This window comes from Ruminococcus bovis (assembly GCF_005601135.1).
Lineage (GTDB): Bacteria > Bacillota > Clostridia > Oscillospirales > Acutalibacteraceae > Ruminococcoides > Ruminococcoides bovis.
Map to the genome: position 1 here is coordinate 2,217,797 of NZ_CP039381.1, position 26,789 is coordinate 2,244,585.

Here is a 26,789-nt window from a genome sequence, read left to right on the forward strand (position 1 = left end):
AAGTAATATAAAAGTGTAGTCAAGAAATCATTATATTTTCTATTTTTTATGTAATGCGTGTGATAAATTATTACTTAATGCAAAATCAACAATTGAAAACGTGAAATAAGTGTGCTATTATAAGTATGATAGTTAAAAAAGACTGAACAGGTAAATAATACTTTAAAATTTATATTAAGTGTAGATAATAGAAGAAATTGCTAATGGTGAGAAAATGAATGCTAAAAATGAAATGATTATTATTAAAGACTAACTATTAAAAGTCAAGGCTATAATGAAGATATTTTGAATTAATCAAAAAAATTCTTTAGATCATATTGGAATTATAAAAAATTGTATGACAAAAAGAGCATCATAAATGGTGCTCAAAAATAAGATATTTATGAAAAGAATTAAACTGTTGGTTGGTTGGTATGGTTGTTTAGATTTCTCCATTGCAAAAATTAACCGAACAAGTTTCTTTGTTGCATGGGATAATGCAACATTGTAATGTTTGCCTTCTGAGCGTTTCTTACCAAGATATACACCGAAAGATTCATCCCAGTAACAAACATATTTTGTTGCATTGTATAGAGCGTATCGTAAGTACCTTGAACCACGCTTTTCCATATGCGAATGGCAGTTCTCTAATTGACCGGATTGGTAGGTAGAAGGTGACATTCCGGCATATGCAAGTATTTTATCAGCTGAATCAAAACGGTTGAAATCTCCAATTTCAGCGATAATCATAGCTCCTGTATTGTAACCGATACCTGGGATTGTAAGTATTGGAGAATCAATTTTATCCATAATAGATTTGATTTCTGTTTCAATTTCATTAATTTCAGTAGTTAATTCTTTGATAAGCTTAATAGTGTGTTTTAGTTCTAAAGATTTTGCCGGCATATGTGAGCCAATAGAATTTCTGGCAGTATTACGAATTAGATTGGCTGTATCTTTACCATATCGTCCATGTGAATTTTCAGATAGCAAATTGGTAAGTCTGGTAAGGTGTGAAGATGCGATAGCATTAGCAGATGGAAATTCAGATAATAAGGCATAAACTGAAGCCATATGAAGTGTAGGAACGAGTTTTTCTAATTCAGGAAAAAGGATACATACAAGTCTAGAAATAGAAGATTTTAATTTTGCTCTTTCTTTTACTTTATCAAAACGATAACGAGTTAGTGACTTTAGCTCCTCATTGTGGTATGATGTATCTGAGTAGGACTTTAAGTTTACATCAGACATAATCATAGAAGCAATTGTACGGGCATCAACTTTATCTGTTTTCGTCTTTCTAAGACTTAAACTTTTTCTGTATAGATTTGTATGTAATGGATTGATAATGTAGGTCGGCAAACCTTTATCAAGAAGGAATCCCAGAAGATTGTAACTATAGTGTCCGGTGGCTTCAAGTCCTACTTTTACTTTTGTTAAATCATCTGAAATGGATTGTACTTTCTGAAATAAGGTTTCAAAGCCTTCACGATTGTTAGAGATAGTAAAAGATTTAAATAAGACTTCACCATCTGAATTGGTAATAAAACAGTCGTGTTTATCTTTAGCAACATCAATTCCAATATAAATCATAATGAAAACTCCTTGTGAGTGTATTTTTGATACTGTTTAGACCACTGGTACTCCTTGCGATTGTAACCTCGTTCTAAATAAACCGTCATGCGGTATCTAACTAATTAACAAATATACAAAGAGACTGTGGTTGTAGCCTTTCAAAAACCATCAAGTGGTAGGAGATTGTAAACAATCCACAGTATCTCTATCATTATAGCACACAGACCTTGGAGGGTCTATAAATACTACTACTTTATTATACGAGGAGATAGTGTTATTTTTCAATTAACCCCTATTCTAAATTATCCTTATTATGAACCTGTTAGAGTAAACTTTAGTGTAACTTGTAATCATCTGTATAAGAACACAGTTGTAAAACCAACTTATACAACAGATGGTTATACACTACATAAATGCTCAACTTGTGGATATAGTTATAAAGATAAGAAAACTTCTAAACTCAAGTTACAAACACCAAACGGTCTAACTTTGAAAAGTGGCAAAAAGTCATTAACTGTTAGTTATAAGAAAGTTGCTAAGGCTATAGGTTATCAAGTTCAGTATAGTCTAAAAAGTAACTTTAAGTCAGCAAAAACAGTTAAGATTAATAAGAATGCCACAACAAAAACTACAATTAAGAAACTTACAAGTAATAAAAAGTATTATGTTAGAGTTCGTTCATATGTAGTGCAGAATAAGAAAATTGCTTATTCCGAATGGTCTAAATCTAAAAATACTAAGGTTAAGTAATTATGATTGAAGAAAGAAGAAGTATCAGAAAATATACTGACCAAAAGGTTAGTAAAGACCAAATTGAAACAATAATCAATTCTGCAAGACTTGCACCATCTGCAAAAAATAGACAACCATGGAAGTTTATTGTTTTTACTGAAGATGAAAAGTCAAAATTACTAGATGTTATGGAAAAGGCATTGTATATAGAACAAGAGGAACATAATCTTCTGCCTAAGTCCGGCTTTGGTTTACCGGATGCTTTTAATACACTAAGAGTAATGAGACAAGCACCGGTAGTAATTATTGTTATGAATACAAATGGTAAGTCACCATATGAACCAATTGATTCGGATGGTAGAGTAGCTGAAATTTGCGACTCCTTGTCAATTGGTGCTGCAATAGAAAATATGCTATTAAAAGCTACTGAACTTGGTTTAGGTACTTTATGGGTTGGAAACACTTGTTTCGCTTATGATGATTTGATGAAGTTTATTAATTCTGATGGTCAACTAATTGGTGCAGTAACTGTTGGTTATTGTGCTGAGTCACCAAACCCAAGACCTAGGAAACCGTTACAAGATATTCTTGAATATAGATAACTAAAAACACCTTGCTAAATAGCAAGGTGTTTTCTTGTGTTATTTGTAATTAACCCAGAGTAACCTGTTCAGCAATTGGAGCATTAGGGTTAGTGTCAGGATTATCAGTATAGAATGTAAGATAAGTACCACCCATAATAGCTGAGTCATCAATTACTATCCACATTTCATTATCTACAAAGCCCTTATAATCAATCGTCTGGTTAGTTGCATTATCAGATATGATAATGTTATATGTACCTGCGTCCCTGTAAGTGAAGTTATAATCAAACCAACCATTTTCGCCCATAGCCATTGGATCACCTGGCCATACATCTTGATAGTTACCTGAATCAGCTCCCTTAAGGTTTGAACTCCAAGACCAAATGTAAGGTGTCCAAGTAAGCCAACCATTGTGCTTAGCATGAAGTGTAATATTAAGGCTTGATGGTAAATAATAATAGTTAACTTCAGCCTTACCGAAAGGAATATAGCCTGAAACTCTTGGAGTTCTGCTAGTATCAACTTTATAGCCAACAACCTTAAATGCTTTTGAATCATATGTGCTACCAACTCTGCCTGTATATACCACTGAGTCAGCAAGTTTCTTCTGAACACCATTATCATCAGTATAATAATGATTTACTGTTACCTTACCTGTTGAAACAGGTTTCTTAACCATAGCTTTCGCTAACATTACTGTATCCTTAATGTCAAATTTATAATCATAATTAAGGTCAAGAGTTTTCTCATCAACTGTTGGTGTTTTAAGTTTAGCAACATACTTCTGTAGAAGTGCTAAATCCTTTACATTTACTTTGCCGTCACCATTGAAGTCTGCATTCTTAATTGACTCAGGGATGTAGTCGGTGTAGTAGTATGTAACTTCCTTAGTAGAAGAATCGAACTTGCCTTCTGCATCGCCTTTTATATTGCTTAATACATAAGTATCAGGTACGCCTACACTTGGAACTGTTACATAACCTGAACCGATTGGTCCTTGAAGAACTACTGAATCCTCAAGTTTTTCGCCAGTTCCTTCATAAACGTAGTTAACCTTTACTTTACCGTTTGAAGAATGAATACCTGTTGATTCATAACTTGCTTTGTCAACAGCAACAATAGCTGAATAGCCAGGAACTGTAAATGTAGATCCTGTTACTTCGCCGAGAGAATCAAGACCTGCTGATTCACCGTTAGCAATAATAACCCAATCTGTTACAGATGTGTCAGCAAGAGTTACATCAGCCGGTGTCCTTGCACTGTTATAAATAACAGCCATCTTATTCCATTCACCATCAACATCATTTGTAACTGTAAAAGAAATTAGGTTTGTAGCTGCATTTACCTTATTTGTGAAAACGAAATTATTTGCGTAAGAGGTATCCATAGCAGTAAGAGGGGAGAATGCAGATTTAATTTGCATCATACCATTATAGTAAGACACTACATCAGCATTATCAACAATATTTTTCCATTTAATCATGTTAGCCTGAGCATCTGATTTGTTACTATTTGTGTCCCCACCTTTTGAACGAGCCATTTCTTCACCTGCAAGAGTGAATGATATACCTTGTGATGTGTAGATAATTGCACCTGCAAGTTTATTCATTTTTATAGCATTAGAATTTCTTGTACCATAACTTGCAAGACCGGTAGAACCAAGAATTTGGTCATATAGGGTTGCATTTTCGTGACTAGAATCATAGGTTATACATTGTGAAGGAGCTTGAGCTTTCCACCTGTATGTACCCGAACTGTTAGCACGAATACCGTAACCTACACCCTTTGCAGATAATTTTGCACCTTGAATGAAACCTGAGTTTTTGATATTATTTGCATCGCCTTTTATACCATCACGCATTGAATCATTGAAGATACCAATTCTGTCGCTAAGTCTAGTTGAATTAGATTGAATTGCAGGATAGAACTTTGTACCTGAGCATGTGTTAGTAGGGTGGTAGGAGTCACCATTCATCCAACCTTCACCCCACATAGTGATTCTTGGGTCAATTTTGTCAAGGACTTCTCTTGCCATATTCATTGTTTCAACATCCATAACACCCATAAGGTCAAAATTAAAACCATCAATATGGTATTCATTTACCCAATATTTTAGGGAATCAATTATGTACTGTCTGTACATTGCACGTTCTGTTGCACCTTCGTTACCATAACCTGAACCATTAGAGAATGCACCGGTTGTTGTCATTCGGTAATAATAGTTTGGAACTGTTTTTTGAAAGCATGTATCTGTTGAATAAGTGTGATTGTAAACAACATCCATTACAACTGAAATACCGGCATCATGAAGAGCCTTTATCATTTCTTTACACTCTTTAATTCTTACATTACCGTCATATGGGTTTGAAGAATATGAACCTTCAGGAACATTGAAATTCTGTGGGTCATAGCCTAAGCTATACTGAGTATCATCACCTGCTTCATTCACTGTCTGGAAGTCATTGAATGGATTGAGTTGCACTGTTGTTACTCCAAGATTTTTAAGGTAATCTATACATGTTGAAACCTTACCTTCACCGTTAAGAGTTGTACCGTTTTCTGTGAAAGCAAGATACTTACCTCTGTTAGCATCACTTACACCTGAAGATTTGTCATAAGAGAAGTCTTTTATATGAAGTTCCCATACTGAAGACTGTGTTGACTTGTCAAGAAGAACATGACTATCCTTTGACCAACCATCAGGATCTGTATCATTAAGGTCAACAATCATTGAGCGTTTACCGTTTACGCCAACGGCTCTTGAATATGCATCCTGTGTTTCATAAGTTTTAGTAACATCAGAACCTAAGTGTGTTGTATCAGTGGTTGTGATTGAGTATGTGTAATACAATTCCTTCCATTCACCCACAAGTTTAAGTGTCCATACACCATTCCATTCGCCGTTAACAAGCATTTTTTCAAGTACAAATGTGCCAATATCATGTGCACCTTGTTCATCATCAGAACCCGTTGCATAGATATTAACTTTTACATCGGTTGCAGTAGGCGACCATACTTTGAAAGTTGTAGCCTCTTTTGTGTAAGTTACACCTAGATCATCACCGGAGTAAGCATACTCTGCATCAATGTCTTCTGCAGCTTTTGTGTAAGAATTATCTCTTGCGTAACTAGATGAAACAGAAGAGATTTCATCTGTTGCAGCTGCAAAGCTTGATACAACTACTGTTGACACTAGCATACAAATTGCAAGTATTGCAGAAATAACCTTTTTGTAGTTTTCATAGAATTATCCTCCTTTATTATTTATTTCACGAACCATTTTTCATCTTTAATATATCATATATTTGAACAGAATACAAGTAAAATTTACATGCATATACAAAATATTTTTAATATTATATATAAAAATAGAAATCAAAGTGCAAAAATCTTATTAAAATTTTATAAATAAATATTTTTCAGACAGTAGAAACGGTCAAAACTATCATTTTGAAAAAGGTACATATACTTTCTCAAATGGTAATATGACTAAGATTGCAGACTAATACTTTTTATATTCCTCATATAAATATAAAATTACTACGAAAAAATACCACCTTCAATTTGAAGGTGGTATTTGCTATTATTATAAATTAATATCAAACATTGATAAAAGTTTTTTAAATGTATCTTGTCCATCAAGACAAGTACCTCTTAAATATCCTTTTTCAGTTTCCCACATTGATAGACCACGGTAATAGAACATCTTTTTTGAATCCTCAATAATAAAAGGCACAATGCCAAACCGTAAGCACTCTTTAAACGCAATTAAACGACCAACTCTACCGTTACCATCTTGGAATGGATGTATTCGTTCAAAATCATAATGAAATTGGATAATATCATCTATTGTAACAGATTTTAGAGATTCATATTTAGTAAGTAAATTTATAATTTTACTGTGAACTTCTTTTGGTTTTGCTGTCTCACGACCACCAACAACATTTGCTCTTTTCTTGTAGTCACCTACTGCAAACCATTCTAAAGATGAATCTCTTGTGCTTTGTTTGAGAATATAGTGTAACCTTTTGATAATATCTTCAGTTAGTGTTTTTTCTGCATTATCAATCACAAAATCAATAGCACGAAAATGATTTACTGTTTCAATAACATCATCAACAGGAACGCCATCACCAACATTTATGGTATTCGTTTCAAATATCATTCTTGTTTGGTCTTCACTTAGTTTACTGCCTTCTATGTGGTTTGAGTTATAAGTCATACGAATTTGAAGTTCGTGATATAAACCACCTGATAGACGAATACTTTTTTCATCACGAAGTATTTGTAATAATGGATTGTCAGTTATATTACGATACAATGAGTTTACTTCACATTCTAAAAATGAAGCAATCTTTTTAAGAACATTATCAGCTATTTTTTCACCATGACCGATTTTAGCAATAGTTCTTGATGATATGCCAAGTTCTTTTGTAAGGTCGGTTTTTGTATGTCCTTTTTCTTTTAGTATTTCAATTAGTCCTGTATATGAAATCATATTATCAACTCTTTTCCTTTACTTATTATAACCAATTTTAATAGAAAAGTAAAGGTTTGATAAGAACAAGTAAAGGTGAAATGCTAAATTAAATATATTTAAAACAGTTAGACCTCCTTGTTGTAACAAGGAGGTCGTTTGATGTTATATGTACTTTTACATCACACAACACAAAAGTCAAATGAAGTTGTGAACTTATTGTTATTACAATCTAAATCTAAGTGACCGTCATATTTCTTCAAAGTTTCTTCAACAGAAGAAAGTCCCAAACCATGATTGTCCTTATCATCTTTAGAAGTGACAACTTTATTGTCCTTAATAGCTACCTCTGTTTTAGTAGGATTGGTAACTGTAATAAACAGATAATCCTTTTTCTTATAAACATCAATATTTATTTCCTTGGCAATATTATCATCAACTTTTTCTACTGCCTCAATAGCATTGTCAAGAATGTTACCGAAGATAATGCATAAGTCAGTATTACTGATTTTAGTTTGAGGGATAAGTCCCGTAAACTTAATTGTAATACCCTTGTCCTTAACTTTCATAGCTTTATCAGACAGAATAGCATTTATAATTGAATTACCTGTTTGATAAAGTGTGTAGTCAATATCAAGCAGTTCATCACAGTCAGCCACATATTTTTTAGCACCGTCAGTATCTTTGTTGTTAAGTAATGACATTAAGCCTATTTTCATATTCTTATAGTTATGACGGAACTTTCTTAGTTCATTGTCGGTTTTTTCTACTTGTTCATAGTGCTTAACCTGTTCGGTTAATCTAACATCCATAATGTTGCTTAGGTTTTCATAATATGACTTTTTCTTAATATTTCTAATTAGCATAAAAATTAAAAGCCCTGAACCAAAGATAATTAAGTATAGAAAGAATGAATATGCTAGTAATAATTCTCTAGGTTGATATGAAAGATAGTCATTAATAAAAGTATAAAAACAAAATAATGCCCATAGAAAAACTAATAAAATTACCTTAACTTTTGTTGATAATAATTTCATTATTCCAACAATATCAATCTTTTTAGTCATTTTTATAACTAATAATATAGAGATTATCATAGTTAAACAATAAGCCTCATCTTCTAAAGCAAGTATAGTGCCATCCATTATAAAATAAATAAAACCAAATATAAAATAAGCCAAGACAGTAGTCAACAATGATGTGTATAAGACTACTGTTTTTTTCACATCTTTTGTACAAAGAATAGGCAACAAAATGTACTCTAATCCAACTCCAAAAATATATTTATAGTCAAACTTGCCAATAAGCAAATAAAAACATATTACGAAAGTAGCTATCGGTACAATAATAAATCTCTTAGTAAATTTAACATCCATTACATAATGTAATACAAACCATATAATCGTGGAAATGCATGTGAATTCCACAAAACAATCTAATTCCATAAATTACTCCTTTAAATAATTGTAGTAAGCCTCTTTAAAATCGGCTGTGTATTTTCTGCTGACAGGTATCTCATAGTCATAACCGGTAACATTTAGGGAAGAAAAGTCCCTTCTTGTAATATACCTAAAGCTTACGATAAATGACTTATGTACCCTAAAAAAGTCGGTATGAGGTAACGACTCAAAGATAGAGGATAAAGGTGTCTTAGTTTCAATAATATTATTGTCAGATAAGTGAATAGATGTAACTCTGTTTTGTGACTCAATAAAAACTATATCATCAGTATCAACAGTTATATAACTTCTGTCAGATTTTACAGAAATACTTTTGCCTGTACTCATACGCTTTCTATAGTCATCAAGTGCATTATAAAGTCCATCCCAAAGAGTGCTTTTTAATACAAATCTATATGTATCCACAGAATAAGCGTCAATAGATATTTCACCGTAATTAGTAAGAAAGATAATACAAGCAAATTCATTAATCCCATTACGCAACTGTCTTGCAGTTTCCAGACCATCAATTTTATCCATTTGGTAGTCAAGGATAATAATATCATATTTAATATTAGAATTAATCAAATTACTTCCAACGGTGTATTCATCTACTACCGGCTCTAAATTGTGGTTATTTGAATATTCATAAATTTTACTTTTTAATTGGGACAAAAATAATGCCTCATCATCACATATTGCTATTCTCATACTTTACCTCATATTTATCTTTTGGCTATATTATACCATCTTTTCCTTAACAAATAAAGTAGTCTATTGTGCATTTGCGTCAATTTTTTATACCTGTTGTACCAAAAGTTAAAAAATCACCGTCCAAAAGATTATACTGTAAATGTCATCAAGACAAACCATTTAATAATTTTTGTTTTATACTGTGAAGTATCATTTATATTTTACAGTGTAATATAAAATTTATAGGGAAGGAGGTTATATAAATGTCAATACTTAAAAGAAAAGTTGCTAAGGTAGCATCTGTGTTGTAAATAGATATGACCCGTTTTAGGGTAAAAATAAAATATGATTTAATATTTCGCTTGTTTTACTGACTTTTTGATTATGAATTATCAGTTAATGGATTTCAATTCTAACTTTTCACTCAATAACTGCATTGGACTTTTGTATTCAAGTGTTCTCATTGTCTTGTTATTACTCCATTCTAAATGTCCTTTTAACTTTGTATTTAATTCTTCAATATTTTTGAATGTTTCCCAATCATAGAAATATCTTTGGTCGTTTCTATGACTTCTTTCTACCTTCCCATTGTGCCAAGGTGTTCGTGGTGGTATTAATTTATGATTTATACCTAATTTGTTCAATTCTATTTCAAAAGGACTTTTCACTTCACTGCTTTGATATTTATATGTGAACTCTCTTCCGTTATCTGTTTGAACCGTTTTATTTTAAACGGAAATTCTTTTAATAACATTTTCAAGAATTTAGTTGAGTTTTCCGGTGTATGTTCTTCAAACCCATATACAAATCTCATTCTTGTACATTCATCTATTGCAGTCCATTGATAAAATGCTTTCCGTCCCTTAAAGCCTTGCCTCTTAAGCAATTGTATGGCACTTCTTTTACATCTATCTGCACCTTTTCTCCAGGTATTAACAGCTCCGGATATCTTCTATGATTACGGCTCTTTTCTTGGTCTTTTTATATTTTACTAAGCCCATTCTTTTTGCAGCATATATCATTCCTGAATAGCTTCTTGTATATCCTTTTCTCTTTAAATCACTGTATACTCCATCCCATCCATATCTTTCATAGCACTTTTAAAAGAATTTCTAATTTGTCTTTCTTCTCTTTTTGTGTGTCTGTTGGGATGACTATGTGGTCTGCGTGATTTAGGCAATAGCGATTGCCAGGTACCGTCATATTGTTTACACCATCTCTTTACGCTTGAAAGACTTACACCGTACACTCTACTTGCTTCGCTTTTCCTTTTCTTAGTGCGTATTTTACTATGGCTTGCTTTTTCTTTGCTTCTTGTGTTATTATATTCATGAGGAGTACTTCTTTCTTAGGTTAATGTTTTTGAGCGATTCCATTATACCATATTTTGAAGTTACTCCTCTTTTTTATTGGGTCATATCATTTTAGCACATACATAAAAGAAAAGTTGCTAAGGTAGCAGTTATATTTATGACAGTAGCTATGACTATTGTACCATTAAATGCTTTTGCTGCAAGCCAAGTACAAAGACCTACTTACCAAAATAAAACAGTGTACTGTTCTTTAGATTGTACATTCACAAGTGGTGCTGATAATGGTATAGCTACTTCTGAATGGTCAGGTAAAAAAGGTTACACTCTTAAGACTGTTTTATGGCAACGCCCAATATTTTCTAGTGAATATACAAAGCTAGGAATGTCTATTGGCGCAACTAAAGCTCAAGTTAATAGAAGTAAATCCGGTGTTTATGAGTTTATGTCAAAGCATTATGGTCGTGTAGGCAATAATGATAAAAAGAACACTAGAATTGCCGTATTGCTGGAAACATAACTATTAGTTAGCTATTTTAATTGGGTATGCGAATATTAATATAGTGATTTATATATTTGCATACCCTCCACTATTAAAGGAGATGTTAAGTTTATGAAATTAATTATGTCAAGAATAAAGAATTCTCCCTTGCTTTCATGCCTTTTGGTTTTCGGATTAGTAACATCTATCCTTTTAATATCAATAGGCACTAGCTTTGTATCAAGTTTATTTTATGGAGAAAAGACAATAGATAAGAATATTGCACCTAATGGCGAAGGTTATACACTTGATGGAAATTTGAAAAAAGATTGTAATAATGAAATATTTAATCAATTGTTTTCCGGAATTGATAATGATACCGGACTATATTTAAATAATTTATATCTTCATGTTGATGGTTCTGAAGTTAATAGTTATTGTAGTGCCAGTGCTGAATATTTTAAAAATGATGATATATGGCATTATCCTTTAGTATCAGGAAAATATTTCACTGCTGATGATGTTAAGAACGGAAACAAAGTGGTTCTGATTGGTTCATCATTAGATGAATATTCCTATAAGAAAAATAATGAAAAATATATAAAAATTGAAGAAGAAGAATATAGAGTTGTCGGTATAATCGGCTTTGCAAATCAAGAATCAAGATGGGATAGAAGAATTGTAATGCCATGTACATCCCTTCCAAAGAATTGTTTTGAAGAATTTAACGATAATAAGTATTTGGGAATTTCTTTTATAATGTATAGCAATTTAGGTGATTATTCAAAGTCAGAAGAATTTATGAAAAGTCAAGGTAAAAGTATTCTTAAGGACTTTTCTTTTGAAGATTTGGGACAAATTCAAAGTAATAGTGATCAAGTGCTTAGTCAAGCAGCTGAAAATCCTGATAAGATTTTATCTATTGCTGTTATTGGTTACTTAGTTACACTTGTTTTTGCAATTAATATCACTATCTTCTGGATTGAAAAGAGAAAGTATGAAATTAGTGTACGAAAGGCATTTGGATTTACAAGTGGCTCAATTATGAAAATGATTTTTACAGAAATGATTGGTTTTGCAATTATTTCTTTTATAATAGCAATTATTATGCAGTTTGTTTTAAGTGTTGTAGTTGGTAGTATAGCTGACTATACTCTACAACTATATTTACCTAATCTTGTAATAGGTCTTGTTGTGGTACTTGTTACTGCGCTTGTCACAACACTGATACCTGTAATTAAAGCAATTAAGGTAGAACCTGCTGAAGCATTAAAGGCGAAAGAGGGGTGAGTAATATATGAAAGAAATTTTAAAAAGTATTTCCAAGAGAACTCTGTTCAATATTCTGATATTTCTTCAAGTATTGTTTTCTATTTTATACTTTTTCTCTACTACTATATCTATGCAAGCTGTTGTAAACAGTAATATATCAGCTAATAGCGAACTGGATTCTAATCCTAAGAGAACATTACATATGCTAATTCAAAATGAAGATAGTAAATACTTCAGTAAGTTTAAAGAAGAATTGTTAAATGCTAATTTAGTTAATGGCTTAACGGGATGGCGTAATAGCGATTTAACTCCTGATACTCGTGTTATTGGTGATACAGAGGATGATTTCGATAGTGTAGAACTTGCTAAAGGTTGTGAAAATCTAAAGAAAATTAATGTTGCAACCGGTAGGTATTTTACTGATGCAGACTTTAGAAAAGAAAATGCAACCGGTAGTAAATCTAAACCATTTTTAATGATTTTAGGTAGTGAGTTTGCTAACAACCAAAACTTAAAGGTGGGGGATAGCTATCATGATGTTAATGATAAATATTATAAAGTAGTAGGAATTCTTGAACCAAACAGTAAATGGTTTTATCAAACTGTCTCTGAAGGAATGATTATGGTAATTGATAATGCAGTGATGGTTGCCTATGTTAATGATTCTGAAAACCCAATAATGCATTATTATTCAATCCTTAATGACAATGTAAATAGTGATGATGCAATTTATAAGATAAATAAAATTGCCAAGAAATACAACATTGTGGTAGAAGCAAAAACTATTTCAACAGAATTAAATGAAACATATTCTGAAAGTGTAAGTCAGGACATTAGTTGGGTGATTTTCTCATTAATTATTCTTGTATTTGTCACAATAGGTACATCTATTCTTATTGTATCTCATATGTATATGAGAAAGAATGAAATTGGAATTCGTATGGCATGTGGTTATTCATTTAAAAAGGTACTGTTACTGTTATGGGGTGAATTCCTTGTAGTTTCTATTTTAGCTTTCCTTTCAGCTCTACTTATTGCGTATATCAGTTGTTCCGGTGGTAAAGAAATAATATATTCTGCATACTATTTTTCTAGTTTCCACTTATCTTATGGCATAGTGCTGATAGGTATAGGTATATTTTTACTTATGTGTATACCATCACTTCTTGTTCTTGTGTTTAAGTTGAGAAAAGTACAACCAAAGGATTTAATAGGAGGAAAATAATATGAAAATACTTGAGTTAAAGAATATTACTAAAATTTACGGTAAAGGTGACTCCGAAACAAAGGCACTTGCCGGTGTTGACCTAACTATTGAAAAAGGTGACTTCTGTGCAATTATGGGACCTTCCGGTTCAGGTAAATCCACACTACTGAATATTCTTGGTTGTATGGATACACCAACTTCCGGTGAATATATCCTGAAAGGTCAGGATGTCAGTAAGATGAAGAATAAGCAGTTAAGTAAGTTAAGAAACCAGGTTATCAGCTTTGTTTTTCAGTATTTTGCTTTAATGGATGAATACACAGTATTCGACAACATTATGCTACCACTTAACTGTCAGAAGTATCCTTATAAAGAAAAGAAGGATAGAGTAAAATACTATATGAAACGACTAGGCATAGAGAAATATGCCAAGAAAAAGCCTACTCAGTTATCAGGTGGTCAGCAACAAAGAGTTGCAATAGCAAGAGCCTTAGTGTCAAATGCTGATATTATCCTAGCTGACGAACCTACAGGTGCATTGGATAGCACTACAGGTGAAGAACTAATGGAACTGTTGCAAGAAATCAACGAGTCAGGCAAAACACTTATCCTTGTTACCCATAATGAAAAGGTAGCAGAAAAATGTAACTATGTTATCTATATAGAAGACGGCAAAATTGTAGATAAATTATCTTAATTGTAGATAAGTTATCTTGTTTGTAGATAAGTTGTTTTGTTTGTAAATAAGTTATCTTGATTTATCCTTATTCCTAAGTCTCATACATAAAAAAGTCCCACAACACTTGTTGTGGGACTTTTGCAATATATATGTTGTTTCTATATATAAATTAATGTTTTACTTGATTGTCAAATAATAAGATATTATAATAGAATTAGTAATTAATGGTGGCTACAACAGTAATTTAGGAGGAATAAATATGAAAAAGACAAGTAGAGTATTATCAGTTATATTAAGTTTAGTAATGTTATTTTCAATGATGTGTAGTGTAAATACAGTAAGTGCTTCTCAGCAAAATACAAGTATTGTTTCAAGTTATGATTATCAACTAGATAAAACAAATCTATCATTATATATTGGTGATAGTAATAAGCTAAATATTATTCCTACTACTGAAGAAATCACATCAATTAATTGGACCTCTAGTGACAATAGTATTGTTAAGGTTGATAACAATGGTAATATCAAAGCGTTAAAAGAAGGTAAAGCTACTGTTACTGCAAAAATTGATGATACTTATGAATTAACTTGTAGTGTTAATGTAAAATATCCTATTACAAGAAAAAATATTAACCTAAAAGCAGGTCAAAAAGTTAATATTGGAAAGCAGAAGGGTGTTACAGGAACACTAAAATTTAAGAGTAATAACCCTAAAATTGTTACAATAAATAAAAACGGTACTGTACAAGGTATTAAAAAAGGTAATACTAAAGTTGTAGTATCAAGAAATGGTGTTAATATTTTAGTAAACATTTCTGTTAAGACTAATGCTGAAATTAAAAGTAATAGCAAAACAAATAAGATTATTATTCTTAATAAAAGGCAACTAAGCATTAGTGGTAAAGTAGGTAAACAATCATATAGCAGTTCAAACAAAAAGGTAGCAACTGTAAATGGTAAGGGTAATATTACTGCAAAGAAAATAGGTAAAGCAACTATTAAGGTAAAGACAAATGGTATTACTCTAACATATAAAGTTCAAGTAATCAGACCTATTATCAAAAATGTAGATAAAAAAAGAACTATATCTATGTATGTGAATAATGGTAAAGCTTTGAAGATTAGTGGTAGAGCAAAAGGTAAAAAGAACAACCCTTATTATTCATTTGCCAACAACAAAATTGCTAGATATTCAAAAGGTAAGATTGTAGGTAAAAAAGCAGGTAGAACAAAATTAAAAATTAAAGTCAATGGTGTATGGCAACAAATTACAGTAAGAGTGTTAAACCCTACAATTTCAGTATCAAAGAAAAATATGAAAGTTTGTGATACATATGTAATCACATCTAAGGGTGCTAAAGGTACTTATACTTCTAACAATTCTAGTGTAGTAGCAGTAAATAAGAAGAATGGTAAGTTAGTAGCAAAGAAGGCCGGTAAAGCTGTAATTACTGTTGATTTAAAGTCCATTAAAAGAAAGTGTACAGTAACAGTAAAAGAAGGTGCATATCCTTATGGCTACAAAATTGCAGTAAACAAAGTTCCAAAGAAAATCAATCTTTATAAAGGCGAAAATAAGAATATTTCTGATATTGTAAACTTATATTCAAATATTCAGAATATATATAAGAAGAAAAATTGTTCTAAAAGTATGTACAATAAGTTAAAGAACTTAAAGACACAGTTTACATATAAGTCAAGTGATAATAAGATTGCGTATGTAAATCAGTATGGAACAATTGTGCCAAAAGCTAAGGGTGAAGCAAAGGTTACTGTCACCTGCAAAAAAACAAAGAAAAACTATACCCTTAATACTAATATAACTATTAAAAAGAAGCCAACTTGGGGTTATGTAAACTACTTAGGTGACAGATACAAAATGAAGTATGTCTATAGTGATAAAGAACTTGTAGATGCTTTCGTTGATGCATATATGAACTATAACTTAAAAGGCTATGAATATCCTTACATTGGTATCCATTGTGAATACAATACTAATGTAAAAAATGAAACTGCCTTTTACAATAAGATTATTAAATTAGTTTCTGTAAGAAATGCAACACTATTAGATAGTGCTATGAATGATCACACTTTTGAAAGAGATTGTTTGTTTGATTTAGATAACGGCAAACATGATGTTCAAAACTTCGCTTTAAACACTTTTACAACGACAGAAGGTCAAAAATTATATTCCACATCAATGGATATATTAAAGAAAGCAAATTTATCACAATATACAAATGTGGATGATAAGTATTATGCAGTATTTGATTGGGTAGCTACTAATATTAAATACGATGATGAACATGCATACTCATACAAATACTCTATATTATATAAAAAAGGTGTATGTGCTGACTATGCAGCTGCTTATCAGTATCTATGTTTGCTAGCCGGACTTGAAAATCGTATTGTTGATAATGGTGATGTAACTCATGAATGGAATGTGATTAAGACTTCATCCGGCAAATGGTACAATTCTGATGCTACTAGTGGTAGTATTATGTTTGGTACAAAGGATAAACCGTATTCTATGTATGAAAAACTGTTTTATGTAAATAATTTTGATAATCATACCATAGAAAAAACTAATACTGTGTTTTATGGTATTGATAATAATGGCGAAATATATTATAAATTGAAAGATTCTGATAAATATTACAAATACGCATAATTAATGATGAATTTTTAATTAAATTAAAGGTATATGAACTATTAGAAATGCAAATTAACGATATAATTAATTTTAATAATTAATTCTCGCTTTATATCAGTTATTTATTACCTAGTAAAATGTGTAAGTAATATAGAACGCACTAAAATTAAAACCTCTATCTACAATTTAATGGTAGATAGAGGTTATGGTTTAATATATGGAATTGAGGTAAATTGTAATGGAAAATATTTTGTTTTTTCCTGTGATAATCAGTACAGAAAAAGAAAACAATGAAAAATACTATAATGTATTTGTTCCTTTATTAGAAATCAATACAGAAGGTGAAATTTAAATGAAAAAGTTATTATCATTTCTTATAATAGCAACTATAATTACAAGTTCATTATGTGTAAGTTATTTAGCTCTAGGCGATAATATTACACAAAGCAATACTGCTGAAAACACAACAGAACCTGTTACTGAAATAAGTAGTACTGTTGCAACAACTGAAAGTACCATTATTCCAACTACTACAGAACCTATTGTTAAAGTAAAAAATATCAAGGTTAACAAGAGTATCATAAGTCTTTCTAAAAAAGGAAAAACTGCAACAGTTAAAGTTACAGTATATCCTAGTAATTCCTATAACAAGTCAGTAACTTGGAAATCAAATAACACCAAGGTTGCTACTGTAGATAAGAATGGTAAAATCAAAGCAACAACAAATAAAGGTGTTACTTATGTTACTGCTAGAGCGAAAGACGGTAGTAACAAGTTTTCAAAGGTGTTTGTTGTTGTAGGTCAAAAGGTACAGAAAATCACTTTAAATAAATCTTTTGTGACTCTTAACAGAAGTACAAAGAATATAACATATCAACTTAAGAAATCAATTAGAAATAATAATGCAACCTATAAAGCTGTTAATTGGTACACATCAAATAAGAATATTGCTACTGTTGATAGTAATGGTAAAGTAACAGTACGAAAGAGAGGTACAGTAACTATCACAGCAAGAGCAAAGGACGGTAGTAATAAAGCAGCAAAGTGTAAGATTACTGTAAAACAACTTGTAACTAAACTGTCTTACAGCAGTAAAAAACAGGCTAAGGAAGTATAGGAATAAAACTATTAAATTCAATGTTATAGTAGCCCCTAGTAATGCAAACAATAAAGGAATAATTTATTCATCTAGTAATAAAAAAGTTGCTACAGTTACTTCTAGTGGACTTATTAAAGGTATAAAAGAAGGTACAGCAATAATTATTGCAAGGGCAAAAGATAGTAGTAAAAAAGCAGTAAAGTTAATTGTAAAGGTTAAAAAACCACCAATTAATTTCTACACTAAGATTTCTAAGGATGAATTTAATGAACCTAAAAATATTAAAACATATGTAGATGCTTTAAATAAATACTTTGAGTCTTGTGGTGCAGTAATAAATCCTAATATGGTTGGTAGTTCGCAGTGGTGCGTTGTTACAACTACTACATTTAATAATAACATTTCTATTTATGATAGATATGTAAGCACAATTGGTATGTGGACTTGGAGACGATCTCAAGATGAAGTTGACAATGGCTTTGAATGGAAAAACTTAAAACCTGGAAAGTCACTTGAGAATTTTCTTCAATTATTAGATGATTATAGTTTTTATAATAGTGGTAAGTATAACCCTAAAAAAATACTTGACTCTAATTGGAATGGGTGGAAGCAATTCTGCCAATACGATAATACTGATGACATTGTTAACATTTATGTATATCCTGTAAAAGCACAAGATATGAATGCTTATACTGTATATATGTATTGGGGAACAAATGCAGGTCTAAAACTAAAAGGCATTCCTCTAGTGAAAGAGTGATTGGAAATACAATCGAATAAAAGCGCAAAGAGTATGTAGTTATTTATGTGATTACATACTCTTTTTTATTATTAATAAAAAATTATTGCATATCACAACAAAAATGTTGTTATGTGTGCTATAATATATTTTGTATAAAAGTCTATTTCTATTTTCTCTGCATATACAGTAATAGGAGCTGATATGGTGAGAAGAAAAGGTTATATTTTTGTACTATCCACAACACTGATACTTTGTTTTATTATTATGATATTTACAGCAGTAAGCCAAAGTTCAGTTATGATAAATACAACTGAAAGCAAGAAAAATTCTGTAATAGTAATTGATTGTGGTCATGGTGGGGAAGACCCCGGAGCAATTGGTGTAAATAATGTTTATGAAAGTGATGTTAATTTATCATTTGGTTTAAAGTTTAATGATATTCTTAAACTAAATGGTTACGATACTGTTTTAACTCGTAATGACAAAAATGATATTGCAGATAAATCACTTGATACAATAGCTAAAAGAAAAAAGTCTGATATGTACAAAAGACTTGATATTTATAACAGTAGTCTAAAAAATGTAGCTATTAGTATTCATCAAAATATTTTTCCGGCAAAGTCTTGCTCAGGTACTCAAGTATTTTATTCAAAACAAAATCCACTTTCTAAAGTTCTTGCAGATAATATTACAACTTCTGTTGTATCTAATTTACAAAATGATAATGAAAGAATTAGCAAAGAGTCCAACGGTATTTTTCTTTTAGATAATGCAAAAGTACCGGCAATAATTGTGGAATGTGGTTTCTTATCAAATGAAAATGAAACATATTTACTATGTGACAAAGAATATCAAAAGAAATTTTCTTATTGTCTTTTTCAAGGATTAATGAATTCAAATTTATAAAGGAATGTAACTATGGCAAAAATTAAAAGTGTTTATATATGTTCAGAGTGTGGTTATGAATCACCAAAATGGTATGGCAAATGTCCATCATGTGGTGAATGGAACACTATGAATGAAGAACTAGTTGACAAAAAAGCCTCGACAGTTCAGAAAAGTATTACTAAGTCATCATATTCAAAGCCTGTAACTATCAATACTATTGATACTAATGATGAAGAAAGATATAATACAGGTTCTAAAGAACTAGATAGAGTTCTTGGTGGAGGTATTGTTAAAGGTAGTCTTGTATTGCTTGGTGGTGATCCCGGTATTGGTAAGTCAACAATTCTACTTCAAATTTGTGAAAAGCTAGGTCAATCATTAAAGATACTTTATGTATCAGGTGAAGAGTCAAAAAGACAACTTAAACTTAGAGCTCAACGACTAGGTGTAAATAATGAGAATATTTACATTATGACAGAAACTGATGTTGAGATTGTTGCTGAACAAATCAAGATTGAAAAACCTGATCTAGTTATGATTGACTCAATCCAAACTATGAATTTAACTACACTAAATTCATCTCCGGGTTCTGTAACACAGGTTAGAGAATGTACAAATCTACTTATGCACACTGCTAAGGACCTTGATATTCCTACTATTGTAGTTGGCCATGTCAACAAAGAAGGGTCAATTGCAGGTCCTAAAGTCTTGGAACATATTGTTGATGCAGTTCTTTATTTTGAGGGTGACAAACAAATGTCATACAGAATTTTAAGAGCAGTTAAAAACAGATACGGTTCTACTAATGAAATCGGTGTATTCCAAATGACAGATAAAGGTCTTTCAGAAGTTGAAAATCCATCAATGATGTTACTTTCAGGCAGACCTCACAATGTTTCAGGTACTTGTGTTGCGTGTACAATGGAAGGTACAAGACCAATTTTAGCAGAAATCCAAGCACTTGTTACAACTTCCGGTTATGGTACACCTAGAAGAATGTCAACAGGCTATGATTATAACAGACTTGCACTTATTATTGCAGTTCTTGAAAAGAGAGCCGGTTTCTATTTTTCTAATAGTGATACATATATTAATGTTGTTGGTGGTTTGCGACTTGATGAACCGGCTGTTGACTTGTCAGTTGCTATGGCATTAATCAGCAGTTTAAAGGATGTACCAATCCCGGAAAATGCTCTTGCATTTGGTGAAATTGGTCTTGGTGGTGAAATTCGTTCAGTAGCAAATGCTCAAGCCAGAATTAATGAGGCATCAAGATTAGGCTTTACAAAAATCATTATTCCATATCACAATTTAAAGAATGTAAGCTCTGATACTGCAACAATCTATGGAGTAAAAAATATTAGAGAAGCCTATGAGGCAATGCTTGATGAGTAATATTAAACCAAATTTACCACAAGATAATGCAAAAATAGTTGTTATGTCAACTAATAATAAGGATTTAGTAAAGAGGGTAGAGGAGTTAGGGATAAAAGTCCTATCTTCTGAGAATTTAAGTAAACTGTTGATATTTGAACAATATCATGCTGATTTACAGTTTTTATATTATAATAAAGATACAGTATTTGTACTTAAAGAATGTACAAGCCTTAAGGAAAATCTAAAAAAGTATTTTCCTAATGTAATTGAAATTAATAAAATTATTGAAAAAGATTATCCAAATAATGTAATGCTTAATTGTGTTGTACTAAATGATAAGCTGATTTGTAACACAAAAACTATTGCAGATGAAGTTCTACAAATGGCTATTAAAGATAATCTAAAAATTATTAATGTAAATCAAGGTTACACGAAATGTTCAACTTGTATTGTAAATGAAAATGCTATAATCACTTCTGATAAATCTATTTACAAGTTCTGTAGAAATGAAATGGATGTATTACTAATAAGGCAAGGTTACATAGAATTACCGGGAACAGACTATGGATTCATTGGTGGCAGTTCATTTAAATACAATAGAAACACATTGGTGTTTACAGGAAATATAAAACTGCATCCTGATTATGAAAGCATAAAATCATTTGCACAAAATCACAATGTGGAATTGCTCAGTTTAACTGAAAATACTATGATTGATATTGGCAGTATAATTCCAATCGGTTGATAGGTTCTTTAATTTATACAGTATTTCGTAAATCGCAGTATTTATGGGATTAGTCCTTAATTATATAGTAATTGCCTCTATTCTTATTTAGGACTTCCCTAAATTATACAAAATATTCATTTTGTATAATTTTGTATATAAATAGATACCTATCCCTCTCAATTAATTTTTAAGAAAAATATCTAAGTTTAATATATAAATTATAAAAATACAGCATGACTGTTAATCATGAGTTTTATTAAAAATAAAAGAAGGTGAAAATTTGGCAGTAAATTTCAGAGATGAAGCACCGGAAATTGTAAAAGATTTTTTGTTCTATTTACAAACTATAAAAGAAAAATCACCTAGGACTATAAATGAATATTATTTAGATCTAAGAATGTTCTTAAGGTTTATTAAAGTTCTTCGTGGTGATGTTAAATGTGATTTTGATAAGATTAAAATTGATGATGTTGATATTAATTTTCTAAAAGAAATCACCTTAACAGATATTTATGAATTTATGAATTATCTGATAAGTGATAGAAATATGAAAGCAGCAGGTAGATCACGAAAAGCCTCTACCCTACGAACTTTCTTTAATTATTTAACAGTTAAAAAGCACTTGTTAGATTATGACCCAACAAAAGAACTTGAAATGCCAAAACAAAAAAAGGCTTTGCCAAAGTATTTAACTCTTGAACAAAGTCTTGAATTACTTAATGCAGTTGAGGGTAAACATAAAGAAAGAGATTATGCTATTATCACAATCTTCTTAAATTGTGGTTTGCGATTGTCTGAACTTGTAGGACTTAATGTTACTGATATTCGTAATGATAATACTGTTAGAGTCCTTGGTAAAGGTAACAAAGAAAGAATTGTTTATCTTAATAATGCCTGTATAAATGCGATTAATGATTATCTAAAGGTTAGACCTACTGATGGTTTAAAAGATAAAAAGGCATTGTTTATATCCTCTCAATTAAAGAGAATGAGTCCCAAAACTGTACAAGCTATGGTGTATAAATATCTTGAAAAGATAGGATTAGATAGTCAAGGATACAGTTGTCACAAGTTAAGACATACTGCTGCAACACTTATGTATCAGCATGGTAATGTGGATATTAGAGTGCTGAAAGATATTTTAGGTCATGAAAATTTAGGTACAACCGAAATATACACTCACCTATCTAATAAGCAACTTGAAGATGCATCAAAAAGTAATCCACTAGCAAATGTAAAACCTAAGAAAGATAAGGAAAAGTAAAATGAAAATTTATTTAGCAAGTCCATTCTTTAATGAAAAAGAATTAGAGAATGTTAAGATAGCAGAAAAGATACTTACAGAAAGAGGTTTTTCTCTCTTCTCCCCTAGACTTAATGAAGTCAGAACTGACGAAATTACTCAGCAGTATTGGTGGTCAAAAGAAACATTTATGAATGATAAGAAGTTCATTGATTGGGCTGATGTTGTTGTAATGCTTTATTATGGAGGTTATAGTGATAGTGGAACTGCATGGGAATGTGGTTATGCTTATGGTACTAATACACCGGTAGTTGTTGTGCAACTTGGTGAAGATTCCAACCTTATGGTGCATGAAGGTTGCCATAGTAACATTACTTTAGAAGAACTGAAAACGTATGATTTTGAAATGTTACCTGCAAAGCCTTATAAAGGAAAAATGTTTTAATTATACAAAAAGCCTTGGAAATAATCCAAGGCTTTAATACTATGATTTTATTTAAGCGCTAATACGGAATCTAAATCTTTTACTGTCATTACAGTAGTTTTTATAAAAGCAACCACTAAGTGTTACCAAAATTAATGTTAAAGCTAACACTAATATTATTCTACCTTTTTTCATAACAACCACACTTTTTTATTTCATTCTTGGTGAAAAACAATCTTATCACCTTTCTTTATACTATCAAGTCCAACCTTTGCAACTCTTTTGCTGTACACATAATCAATCACAACAGTAATAGATTTTTTATCATTACCATTGTATGTATATTCTCCACCAAACAAGCTATCTCCATCATTAGTATCAGTTAAGTCGCTTTTTATTGTCACAAGTAAAGGAAAACTTTCCATCATCACTCTTCCATACTTTACTATACTTTTTATCATATTCATCTGCACCGTAAGGACCGGGAACAGCACCAACATCAGAAGTTGTGGTATCATTATCATTAAATGCATAGTATATACCTTTATTTTTTGCCCATTTTTCAGTTACAGTACCCTTATAACAATAAACAAGAACATTTCCTGAATCTTCTGTTCCGAAATCAGCATCAATTTTCTTGATATTTTTGCCAAAATAAATTGGATAATTACCATATAACATTTGATTTATAGGTTCAAAATTTTCAATATTATCAACAACTATATAAAAATCTTCGCCATCTTCATTATTATAGTAATCATAAAAATTTATGTATAATAAAGTTTTCATATCTTTAGTATATATAATATTATCTATATAAGTATAATATGGATTGTTTTTATCAATTTTAACTGATGCAAAGTCATTTTCATACTTGTCGGTAAATCCGGTTGTATCTGCATCGTAAGAAACCCAAAGTGCACCGCTAGTAACATATTTTACTGTTGATGGAATTGTGATTTTACAGTCTTTAATACCTGCAAAAGCTCCATAAATTTGATTTTTACCATTATACTTTTCATCACTGATAAAGTCTCCTAGCATAATAACAGGTTTATTGTCTAAAGTTTTAGGTATTTTAATTGTATTATTATGGCCTAAGTAACGATTGATACAAACACCATCAAGATAGTTGGTAATTAAATAATCACCACATACACGAGAATTTTTCTTGTAGTATTCTTGTGATTTTTTATCTTCCAGGTTGCTAACCAATCCAAAACTATTCATATCTTTACAACCGGTTTTACTGTTGCATATGTAATTAGAATAACCTTCTTCATTCTTATAATCACAATTATAATCCTTAAAAGAACAACCGGTAAAAAGAATTGCTAATATTATAAAACTAACAAAAAATAAATTTCTTTTCATAATGATACCTCCTGTATCCCTAACTTGATATTATTACACCAACAAATTAAAGTCAATTAACATTTTTATAAATTTTAGTTAAATTAATTATCCAATCATACAAAATCTTTAACTTTAAATAGATATTTTTCTATCTACTAGTAATACTTTTCAAAGTGTAAAAGTGTTGCAAAATTTTATAATTATTTTGAAAAAATAGAAAAGCCACAACATTTCTGTTGTGACTTTTCAAAGGTGTGTAAGTTATAACAAATAAAAATTTAGTAATTTTTATAAGTATTTTAATTGTACTTATTATTACTTATTTCTATTTGAAATATATTTCTTTAGTGATTCAGGTTCTTTTGGTTGACCTGAGAAATTGAATGATGCAGTATTGCAAGAAACCTTTACTGCATGTAAAGACATTTTCTTAAGTACTTCACTAATCTTTTCTTTCATTTTTCTCATCTCCTTTTTTCAAACTTTCTATAATAATCAATACATCCACACATATTATTGTGGGATACACTATGATTAATATGTTGTTTTGATAAATAGTTAACAAGATGATTGGCAATATAGCGTTTATACATAGAGAAATGATTGAAAGCATTTTTTGCTTTTTATAATTTAATATTGATTTGCCTTTGCTTTTTACCGGACTCATTAAGATGAATAATATAAGGGATAAAAACAAAGTTATAATAGCGATTAATATAATTGTTCTATTAGGGAAAGCTAGCATAATATCAGCAGAAAATAGAACTAATAAATAATATGCAACTGTTACTATAAAACACTTTAAATAAGAGTTTGCGTGATAGCCTCCACTAAATACTCTGATACTTGAAAAAGAAATAATAAAAATTATTGTATCTATTAATTTCCCTGTTAAAAGTCCAATTAATAATAAACTAATTGTTTCAATTACAGATGATACTAACAGTTCAAAACCATAAATATATATATCTAGTGGAGTTTTATCACTATCATTGCAAACAGAAAGTGCTATTCTTTCGGAAAGTCTATGTAACATATACACATCACCTACGAAAAGAGTAGCACATTTTCACATACTATGTATTAACTTGGTAAAAATCAGAGGTTTTCTGGTAAACTTCTATTGTCTAAAATCACAGTAATTATAAATTCTTTATTTCTTTCTTTTATAATTACATCTCCATTATATTTATGAGCAATGCTATTAATTATTGTGATTCCTTTACCATGATTATCTTTATCTTCCTTATCTGTTTTTAGTGAAGGATTATTAAATAATACAGAATCGAGTATATTGTTTCTACATTTTATAATGGAATAAGAACCTTCATACCCTGTAGATAAATTAATTTCATTGTTTTTTACTTTGTTTTTAGATAAATATGAAATTGCATTATCAAGAATATTACCGATTAATGAAATAATATCAGAACTGTTTTTAAACATTTTTAAGTCATTAGTAATGCTTAGTTTAATGGGTATTTCATAGCTTTTAGCTTTTTCAATTTCAACATTTAATACTGCATTTAATAAATAATTTTCAGTATTTACTATTGTTCCTATAGATGTGTACTTATTAGTTAAGCTATGACAGATATTATGTGCTTCATCATAATTTTCTTCTTCAATTAAAGCATCAATACATAATATATTATTCTTCATATCATGTTTTAACAATTTAATAGTTTCAATTTGGCTATTAGAACTGATTATATTTTGTTTATATAAATTAGCTTTTTGTTCTGATAATAATAGTTTTGTTTTAATTTCATTATCCTTATTTATTCTGGCTATCATAAACCACACTATTCCTGCAATTACAATCATACTGATACAAATTATTGAAAGG

The 26,789-nt window shown here is 30.4% G+C and carries 26 protein-coding genes and 2 pseudogenes; 15 read left to right on the forward strand and 13 right to left on the reverse strand.

Annotated features, from left to right (window positions below; genetic code table 11):
* Positions 1–408 precede the first annotated feature (408 nt).
* Positions 409–1,572, reverse strand: a pseudogene (locus E5Z56_RS10435) (IS110 family RNA-guided transposase); the annotation flags it as partial.
* 336 nt (positions 1,573–1,908) lie between these two features.
* Between E5Z56_RS10435 and E5Z56_RS11735 the strand changes: the two are divergent.
* Both E5Z56_RS11735 and E5Z56_RS10445 read left to right on the forward strand, forming a co-directional pair.
* The gene (locus E5Z56_RS11735) at positions 1,909–2,304 is read left to right on the forward strand and encodes a fibronectin type III domain-containing protein (protein WP_269801955.1); all 396 of its coding nucleotides are present in this window, start codon (positions 1,909–1,911) and stop codon (positions 2,302–2,304) included.
* A 2-nt stretch (positions 2,305–2,306) separates the two neighbouring features.
* Positions 2,307–2,888 carry a nitroreductase family protein gene (locus tag E5Z56_RS10445; protein ID WP_138157738.1) on the forward strand — a complete coding sequence of 194 codons (582 nt, stop codon included), beginning with the start codon at positions 2,307–2,309 and terminating at the stop codon, positions 2,886–2,888.
* A 49-nt stretch (positions 2,889–2,937) separates the two neighbouring features.
* Here E5Z56_RS10445 and pulA read toward each other — a convergent pair whose 3' ends face one another.
* The 7 genes from pulA to E5Z56_RS10480 form a co-directional block, all read right to left on the reverse strand.
* The gene (pulA, locus tag E5Z56_RS10450) at positions 2,938–6,069 is read right to left on the reverse strand and encodes a type I pullulanase (RefSeq protein WP_138157739.1); all 3,132 of its coding nucleotides are present in this window, start codon (positions 6,067–6,069) and stop codon (positions 2,938–2,940) included.
* Between the two features lie 387 nt (positions 6,070–6,456).
* The gene (locus E5Z56_RS10455) at positions 6,457–7,368 is read right to left on the reverse strand and encodes a Fic family protein (protein ID WP_138157740.1); all 912 of its coding nucleotides are present in this window, start codon (positions 7,366–7,368) and stop codon (positions 6,457–6,459) included.
* Between the two features lie 161 nt (positions 7,369–7,529).
* The gene (locus tag E5Z56_RS10460) at positions 7,530–8,492 is read right to left on the reverse strand and encodes a sensor histidine kinase (RefSeq protein ID WP_175405466.1); all 963 of its coding nucleotides are present in this window, start codon (positions 8,490–8,492) and stop codon (positions 7,530–7,532) included.
* 303 nt (positions 8,493–8,795) lie between these two features.
* Positions 8,796–9,497: a LytR/AlgR family response regulator transcription factor gene (locus E5Z56_RS10465; RefSeq protein WP_138157742.1), complete on the reverse strand. Its 702-nt coding sequence runs from the start codon at positions 9,495–9,497 to the stop codon at positions 8,796–8,798.
* Positions 9,498–9,871: 374 nt separating this feature from the next.
* Entirely contained in the window at positions 9,872–10,147 is a 276-nt protein-coding gene (locus tag E5Z56_RS10470; RefSeq protein WP_138156198.1) for an integrase core domain-containing protein, read from the reverse strand.
* Positions 10,144–10,365 (reverse strand): hypothetical protein, encoded by a 222-nt coding sequence (locus tag E5Z56_RS10475; protein WP_138156469.1) that lies wholly within the window; start codon positions 10,363–10,365, stop codon positions 10,144–10,146. The genes E5Z56_RS10470 and E5Z56_RS10475 overlap by 4 nt, the downstream gene beginning before the upstream one ends.
* Positions 10,366–10,533: 168 nt before the next feature.
* The gene (locus E5Z56_RS10480) at positions 10,534–10,764 is read right to left on the reverse strand and encodes a helix-turn-helix domain-containing protein (RefSeq protein ID WP_138156152.1); all 231 of its coding nucleotides are present in this window, start codon (positions 10,762–10,764) and stop codon (positions 10,534–10,536) included.
* Between the two features lie 185 nt (positions 10,765–10,949).
* On the opposite strand from E5Z56_RS10480, the gene E5Z56_RS10485 reads away from it, so the two are divergent.
* The 13 genes and pseudogenes from E5Z56_RS10485 (at position 10,950) to E5Z56_RS10540 (ending at position 23,605) form a co-directional block, all read left to right on the forward strand.
* Positions 10,950–11,309: a hypothetical protein gene (locus E5Z56_RS10485; protein WP_138157743.1), complete on the forward strand. Its 360-nt coding sequence runs from the start codon at positions 10,950–10,952 to the stop codon at positions 11,307–11,309.
* 93 nt (positions 11,310–11,402) lie between these two features.
* Complete coding sequence (locus E5Z56_RS10490) at positions 11,403–12,560, forward strand: ABC transporter permease (protein WP_138157744.1); 1,158 nt, start codon at positions 11,403–11,405, stop codon at positions 12,558–12,560.
* Positions 12,561–12,672: 112 nt separating this feature from the next.
* The gene (locus tag E5Z56_RS10495; protein WP_175405467.1) at positions 12,673–13,767 is read left to right on the forward strand and encodes an ABC transporter permease; all 1,095 of its coding nucleotides are present in this window, start codon (positions 12,673–12,675) and stop codon (positions 13,765–13,767) included.
* Position 13,768: 1 nt separating this feature from the next.
* Entirely contained in the window at positions 13,769–14,446 is a 678-nt protein-coding gene (locus E5Z56_RS10500; protein ID WP_138157746.1) for an ABC transporter ATP-binding protein, read from the forward strand.
* A 241-nt stretch (positions 14,447–14,687) separates the two neighbouring features.
* Complete coding sequence (locus E5Z56_RS10505) at positions 14,688–17,102, forward strand: Ig-like domain-containing protein (protein ID WP_138157747.1); 2,415 nt, start codon at positions 14,688–14,690, stop codon at positions 17,100–17,102.
* A gap of 334 nt (positions 17,103–17,436) precedes the next feature.
* Positions 17,437–18,201: an Ig-like domain-containing protein gene (locus tag E5Z56_RS10510; protein WP_138157748.1), complete on the forward strand. Its 765-nt coding sequence runs from the start codon at positions 17,437–17,439 to the stop codon at positions 18,199–18,201.
* Between the two features lie 10 nt (positions 18,202–18,211).
* A pseudogene (locus tag E5Z56_RS12250) lies at positions 18,212–18,370 on the forward strand (Ig-like domain-containing protein); the annotation flags it as partial.
* Positions 18,371–18,529: 159 nt separating this feature from the next.
* Positions 18,530–18,943: a hypothetical protein gene (locus E5Z56_RS11955; protein WP_232842442.1), complete on the forward strand. Its 414-nt coding sequence runs from the start codon at positions 18,530–18,532 to the stop codon at positions 18,941–18,943.
* Positions 18,944–19,126: 183 nt separating this feature from the next.
* Complete coding sequence (locus E5Z56_RS10520; RefSeq protein ID WP_138157749.1) at positions 19,127–19,831, forward strand: N-acetylmuramoyl-L-alanine amidase; 705 nt, start codon at positions 19,127–19,129, stop codon at positions 19,829–19,831.
* A 12-nt stretch (positions 19,832–19,843) separates the two neighbouring features.
* Complete coding sequence (radA, locus tag E5Z56_RS10525) at positions 19,844–21,208, forward strand: DNA repair protein RadA (protein ID WP_138157750.1); 1,365 nt, start codon at positions 19,844–19,846, stop codon at positions 21,206–21,208.
* Positions 21,201–21,935, forward strand: coding sequence for a DUF6873 family GME fold protein (locus E5Z56_RS10530; protein ID WP_138157751.1), 735 nt, complete (start codon positions 21,201–21,203; stop codon positions 21,933–21,935). Before radA ends, E5Z56_RS10530 begins: the two co-directional genes overlap by 8 nt.
* Positions 21,936–22,197: 262 nt before the next feature.
* Positions 22,198–23,181, forward strand: coding sequence for a tyrosine recombinase XerC (locus E5Z56_RS10535; protein WP_138157752.1), 984 nt, complete (start codon positions 22,198–22,200; stop codon positions 23,179–23,181).
* A 1-nt stretch (position 23,182) separates the two neighbouring features.
* Positions 23,183–23,605 (forward strand): nucleoside 2-deoxyribosyltransferase, encoded by a 423-nt coding sequence (locus E5Z56_RS10540; RefSeq protein ID WP_138157753.1) that lies wholly within the window; start codon positions 23,183–23,185, stop codon positions 23,603–23,605.
* Positions 23,606–23,799: 194 nt separating this feature from the next.
* Here E5Z56_RS10540 and E5Z56_RS10545 read toward each other — a convergent pair whose 3' ends face one another.
* The 5 genes from E5Z56_RS10545 to E5Z56_RS11740 form a co-directional block, all read right to left on the reverse strand.
* Positions 23,800–23,988: a hypothetical protein gene (locus E5Z56_RS10545; protein ID WP_175405468.1), complete on the reverse strand. Its 189-nt coding sequence runs from the start codon at positions 23,986–23,988 to the stop codon at positions 23,800–23,802.
* Positions 23,963–24,958, reverse strand: coding sequence for a hypothetical protein (locus tag E5Z56_RS10550; protein ID WP_138157755.1), 996 nt, complete (start codon positions 24,956–24,958; stop codon positions 23,963–23,965). The genes E5Z56_RS10545 and E5Z56_RS10550 overlap by 26 nt, the downstream gene beginning before the upstream one ends.
* A 297-nt stretch (positions 24,959–25,255) precedes the next feature.
* The gene (locus E5Z56_RS10555) at positions 25,256–25,399 is read right to left on the reverse strand and encodes a cyclic lactone autoinducer peptide (RefSeq protein ID WP_175405469.1); all 144 of its coding nucleotides are present in this window, start codon (positions 25,397–25,399) and stop codon (positions 25,256–25,258) included.
* Positions 25,383–25,976 carry an accessory gene regulator B family protein gene (locus E5Z56_RS10560; protein WP_138157757.1) on the reverse strand — a complete coding sequence of 198 codons (594 nt, stop codon included), beginning with the start codon at positions 25,974–25,976 and terminating at the stop codon, positions 25,383–25,385. Before E5Z56_RS10560 ends, E5Z56_RS10555 begins: the two co-directional genes overlap by 17 nt.
* 62 nt (positions 25,977–26,038) lie before the next feature.
* Positions 26,039–26,767 carry a sensor histidine kinase gene (locus E5Z56_RS11740; protein ID WP_175405470.1) on the reverse strand — a complete coding sequence of 243 codons (729 nt, stop codon included), beginning with the start codon at positions 26,765–26,767 and terminating at the stop codon, positions 26,039–26,041.
* Positions 26,768–26,789 lie beyond the last annotated feature (22 nt).

Coding starts and splice junctions, on each gene's coding strand:
- E5Z56_RS10550 (WP_138157755.1), bottom strand. CDS start 24,958: ATGAAAAGAAATTTATTTTTTGTTAGTTTTATAATATTAGCAATTCTT.
- radA (WP_138157750.1), top strand. CDS start 19,844: ATGGCAAAAATTAAAAGTGTTTATATATGTTCAGAGTGTGGTTATGAA.
- E5Z56_RS10490 (WP_138157744.1), top strand. CDS start 11,403: ATGAAATTAATTATGTCAAGAATAAAGAATTCTCCCTTGCTTTCATGC.
- E5Z56_RS10500 (WP_138157746.1), top strand. CDS start 13,769: ATGAAAATACTTGAGTTAAAGAATATTACTAAAATTTACGGTAAAGGT.
- E5Z56_RS10460 (WP_175405466.1), bottom strand. CDS start 8,492: ATGGATGGCACTATACTTGCTTTAGAAGATGAGGCTTATTGTTTAACT.
- E5Z56_RS10555 (WP_175405469.1), bottom strand. CDS start 25,399: ATGAAAGAAAAGATTAGTGAAGTACTTAAGAAAATGTCTTTACATGCA.
- E5Z56_RS10445 (WP_138157738.1), top strand. CDS start 2,307: ATGATTGAAGAAAGAAGAAGTATCAGAAAATATACTGACCAAAAGGTT.
- E5Z56_RS10485 (WP_138157743.1), top strand. CDS start 10,950: ATGACAGTAGCTATGACTATTGTACCATTAAATGCTTTTGCTGCAAGC.
- E5Z56_RS10455 (WP_138157740.1), bottom strand. CDS start 7,368: ATGATTTCATATACAGGACTAATTGAAATACTAAAAGAAAAAGGACAT.
- E5Z56_RS10465 (WP_138157742.1), bottom strand. CDS start 9,497: ATGAGAATAGCAATATGTGATGATGAGGCATTATTTTTGTCCCAATTA.
- E5Z56_RS10505 (WP_138157747.1), top strand. CDS start 14,688: ATGAAAAAGACAAGTAGAGTATTATCAGTTATATTAAGTTTAGTAATG.
- E5Z56_RS10520 (WP_138157749.1), top strand. CDS start 19,127: ATGGTGAGAAGAAAAGGTTATATTTTTGTACTATCCACAACACTGATA.
- E5Z56_RS10540 (WP_138157753.1), top strand. CDS start 23,183: ATGAAAATTTATTTAGCAAGTCCATTCTTTAATGAAAAAGAATTAGAG.
- E5Z56_RS10495 (WP_175405467.1), top strand. CDS start 12,673: ATGCAAGCTGTTGTAAACAGTAATATATCAGCTAATAGCGAACTGGAT.
- E5Z56_RS10510 (WP_138157748.1), top strand. CDS start 17,437: ATGAAAAAGTTATTATCATTTCTTATAATAGCAACTATAATTACAAGT.
- E5Z56_RS11740 (WP_175405470.1), bottom strand. CDS start 26,767: ATGATTGTAATTGCAGGAATAGTGTGGTTTATGATAGCCAGAATAAAT.
- E5Z56_RS10560 (WP_138157757.1), bottom strand. CDS start 25,976: ATGTTACATAGACTTTCCGAAAGAATAGCACTTTCTGTTTGCAATGAT.
- E5Z56_RS11955 (WP_232842442.1), top strand. CDS start 18,530: ATGGTTGGTAGTTCGCAGTGGTGCGTTGTTACAACTACTACATTTAAT.
- pulA (WP_138157739.1), bottom strand. CDS start 6,069: ATGCTAGTGTCAACAGTAGTTGTATCAAGCTTTGCAGCTGCAACAGAT.
- E5Z56_RS10530 (WP_138157751.1), top strand. CDS start 21,201: ATGAGTAATATTAAACCAAATTTACCACAAGATAATGCAAAAATAGTT.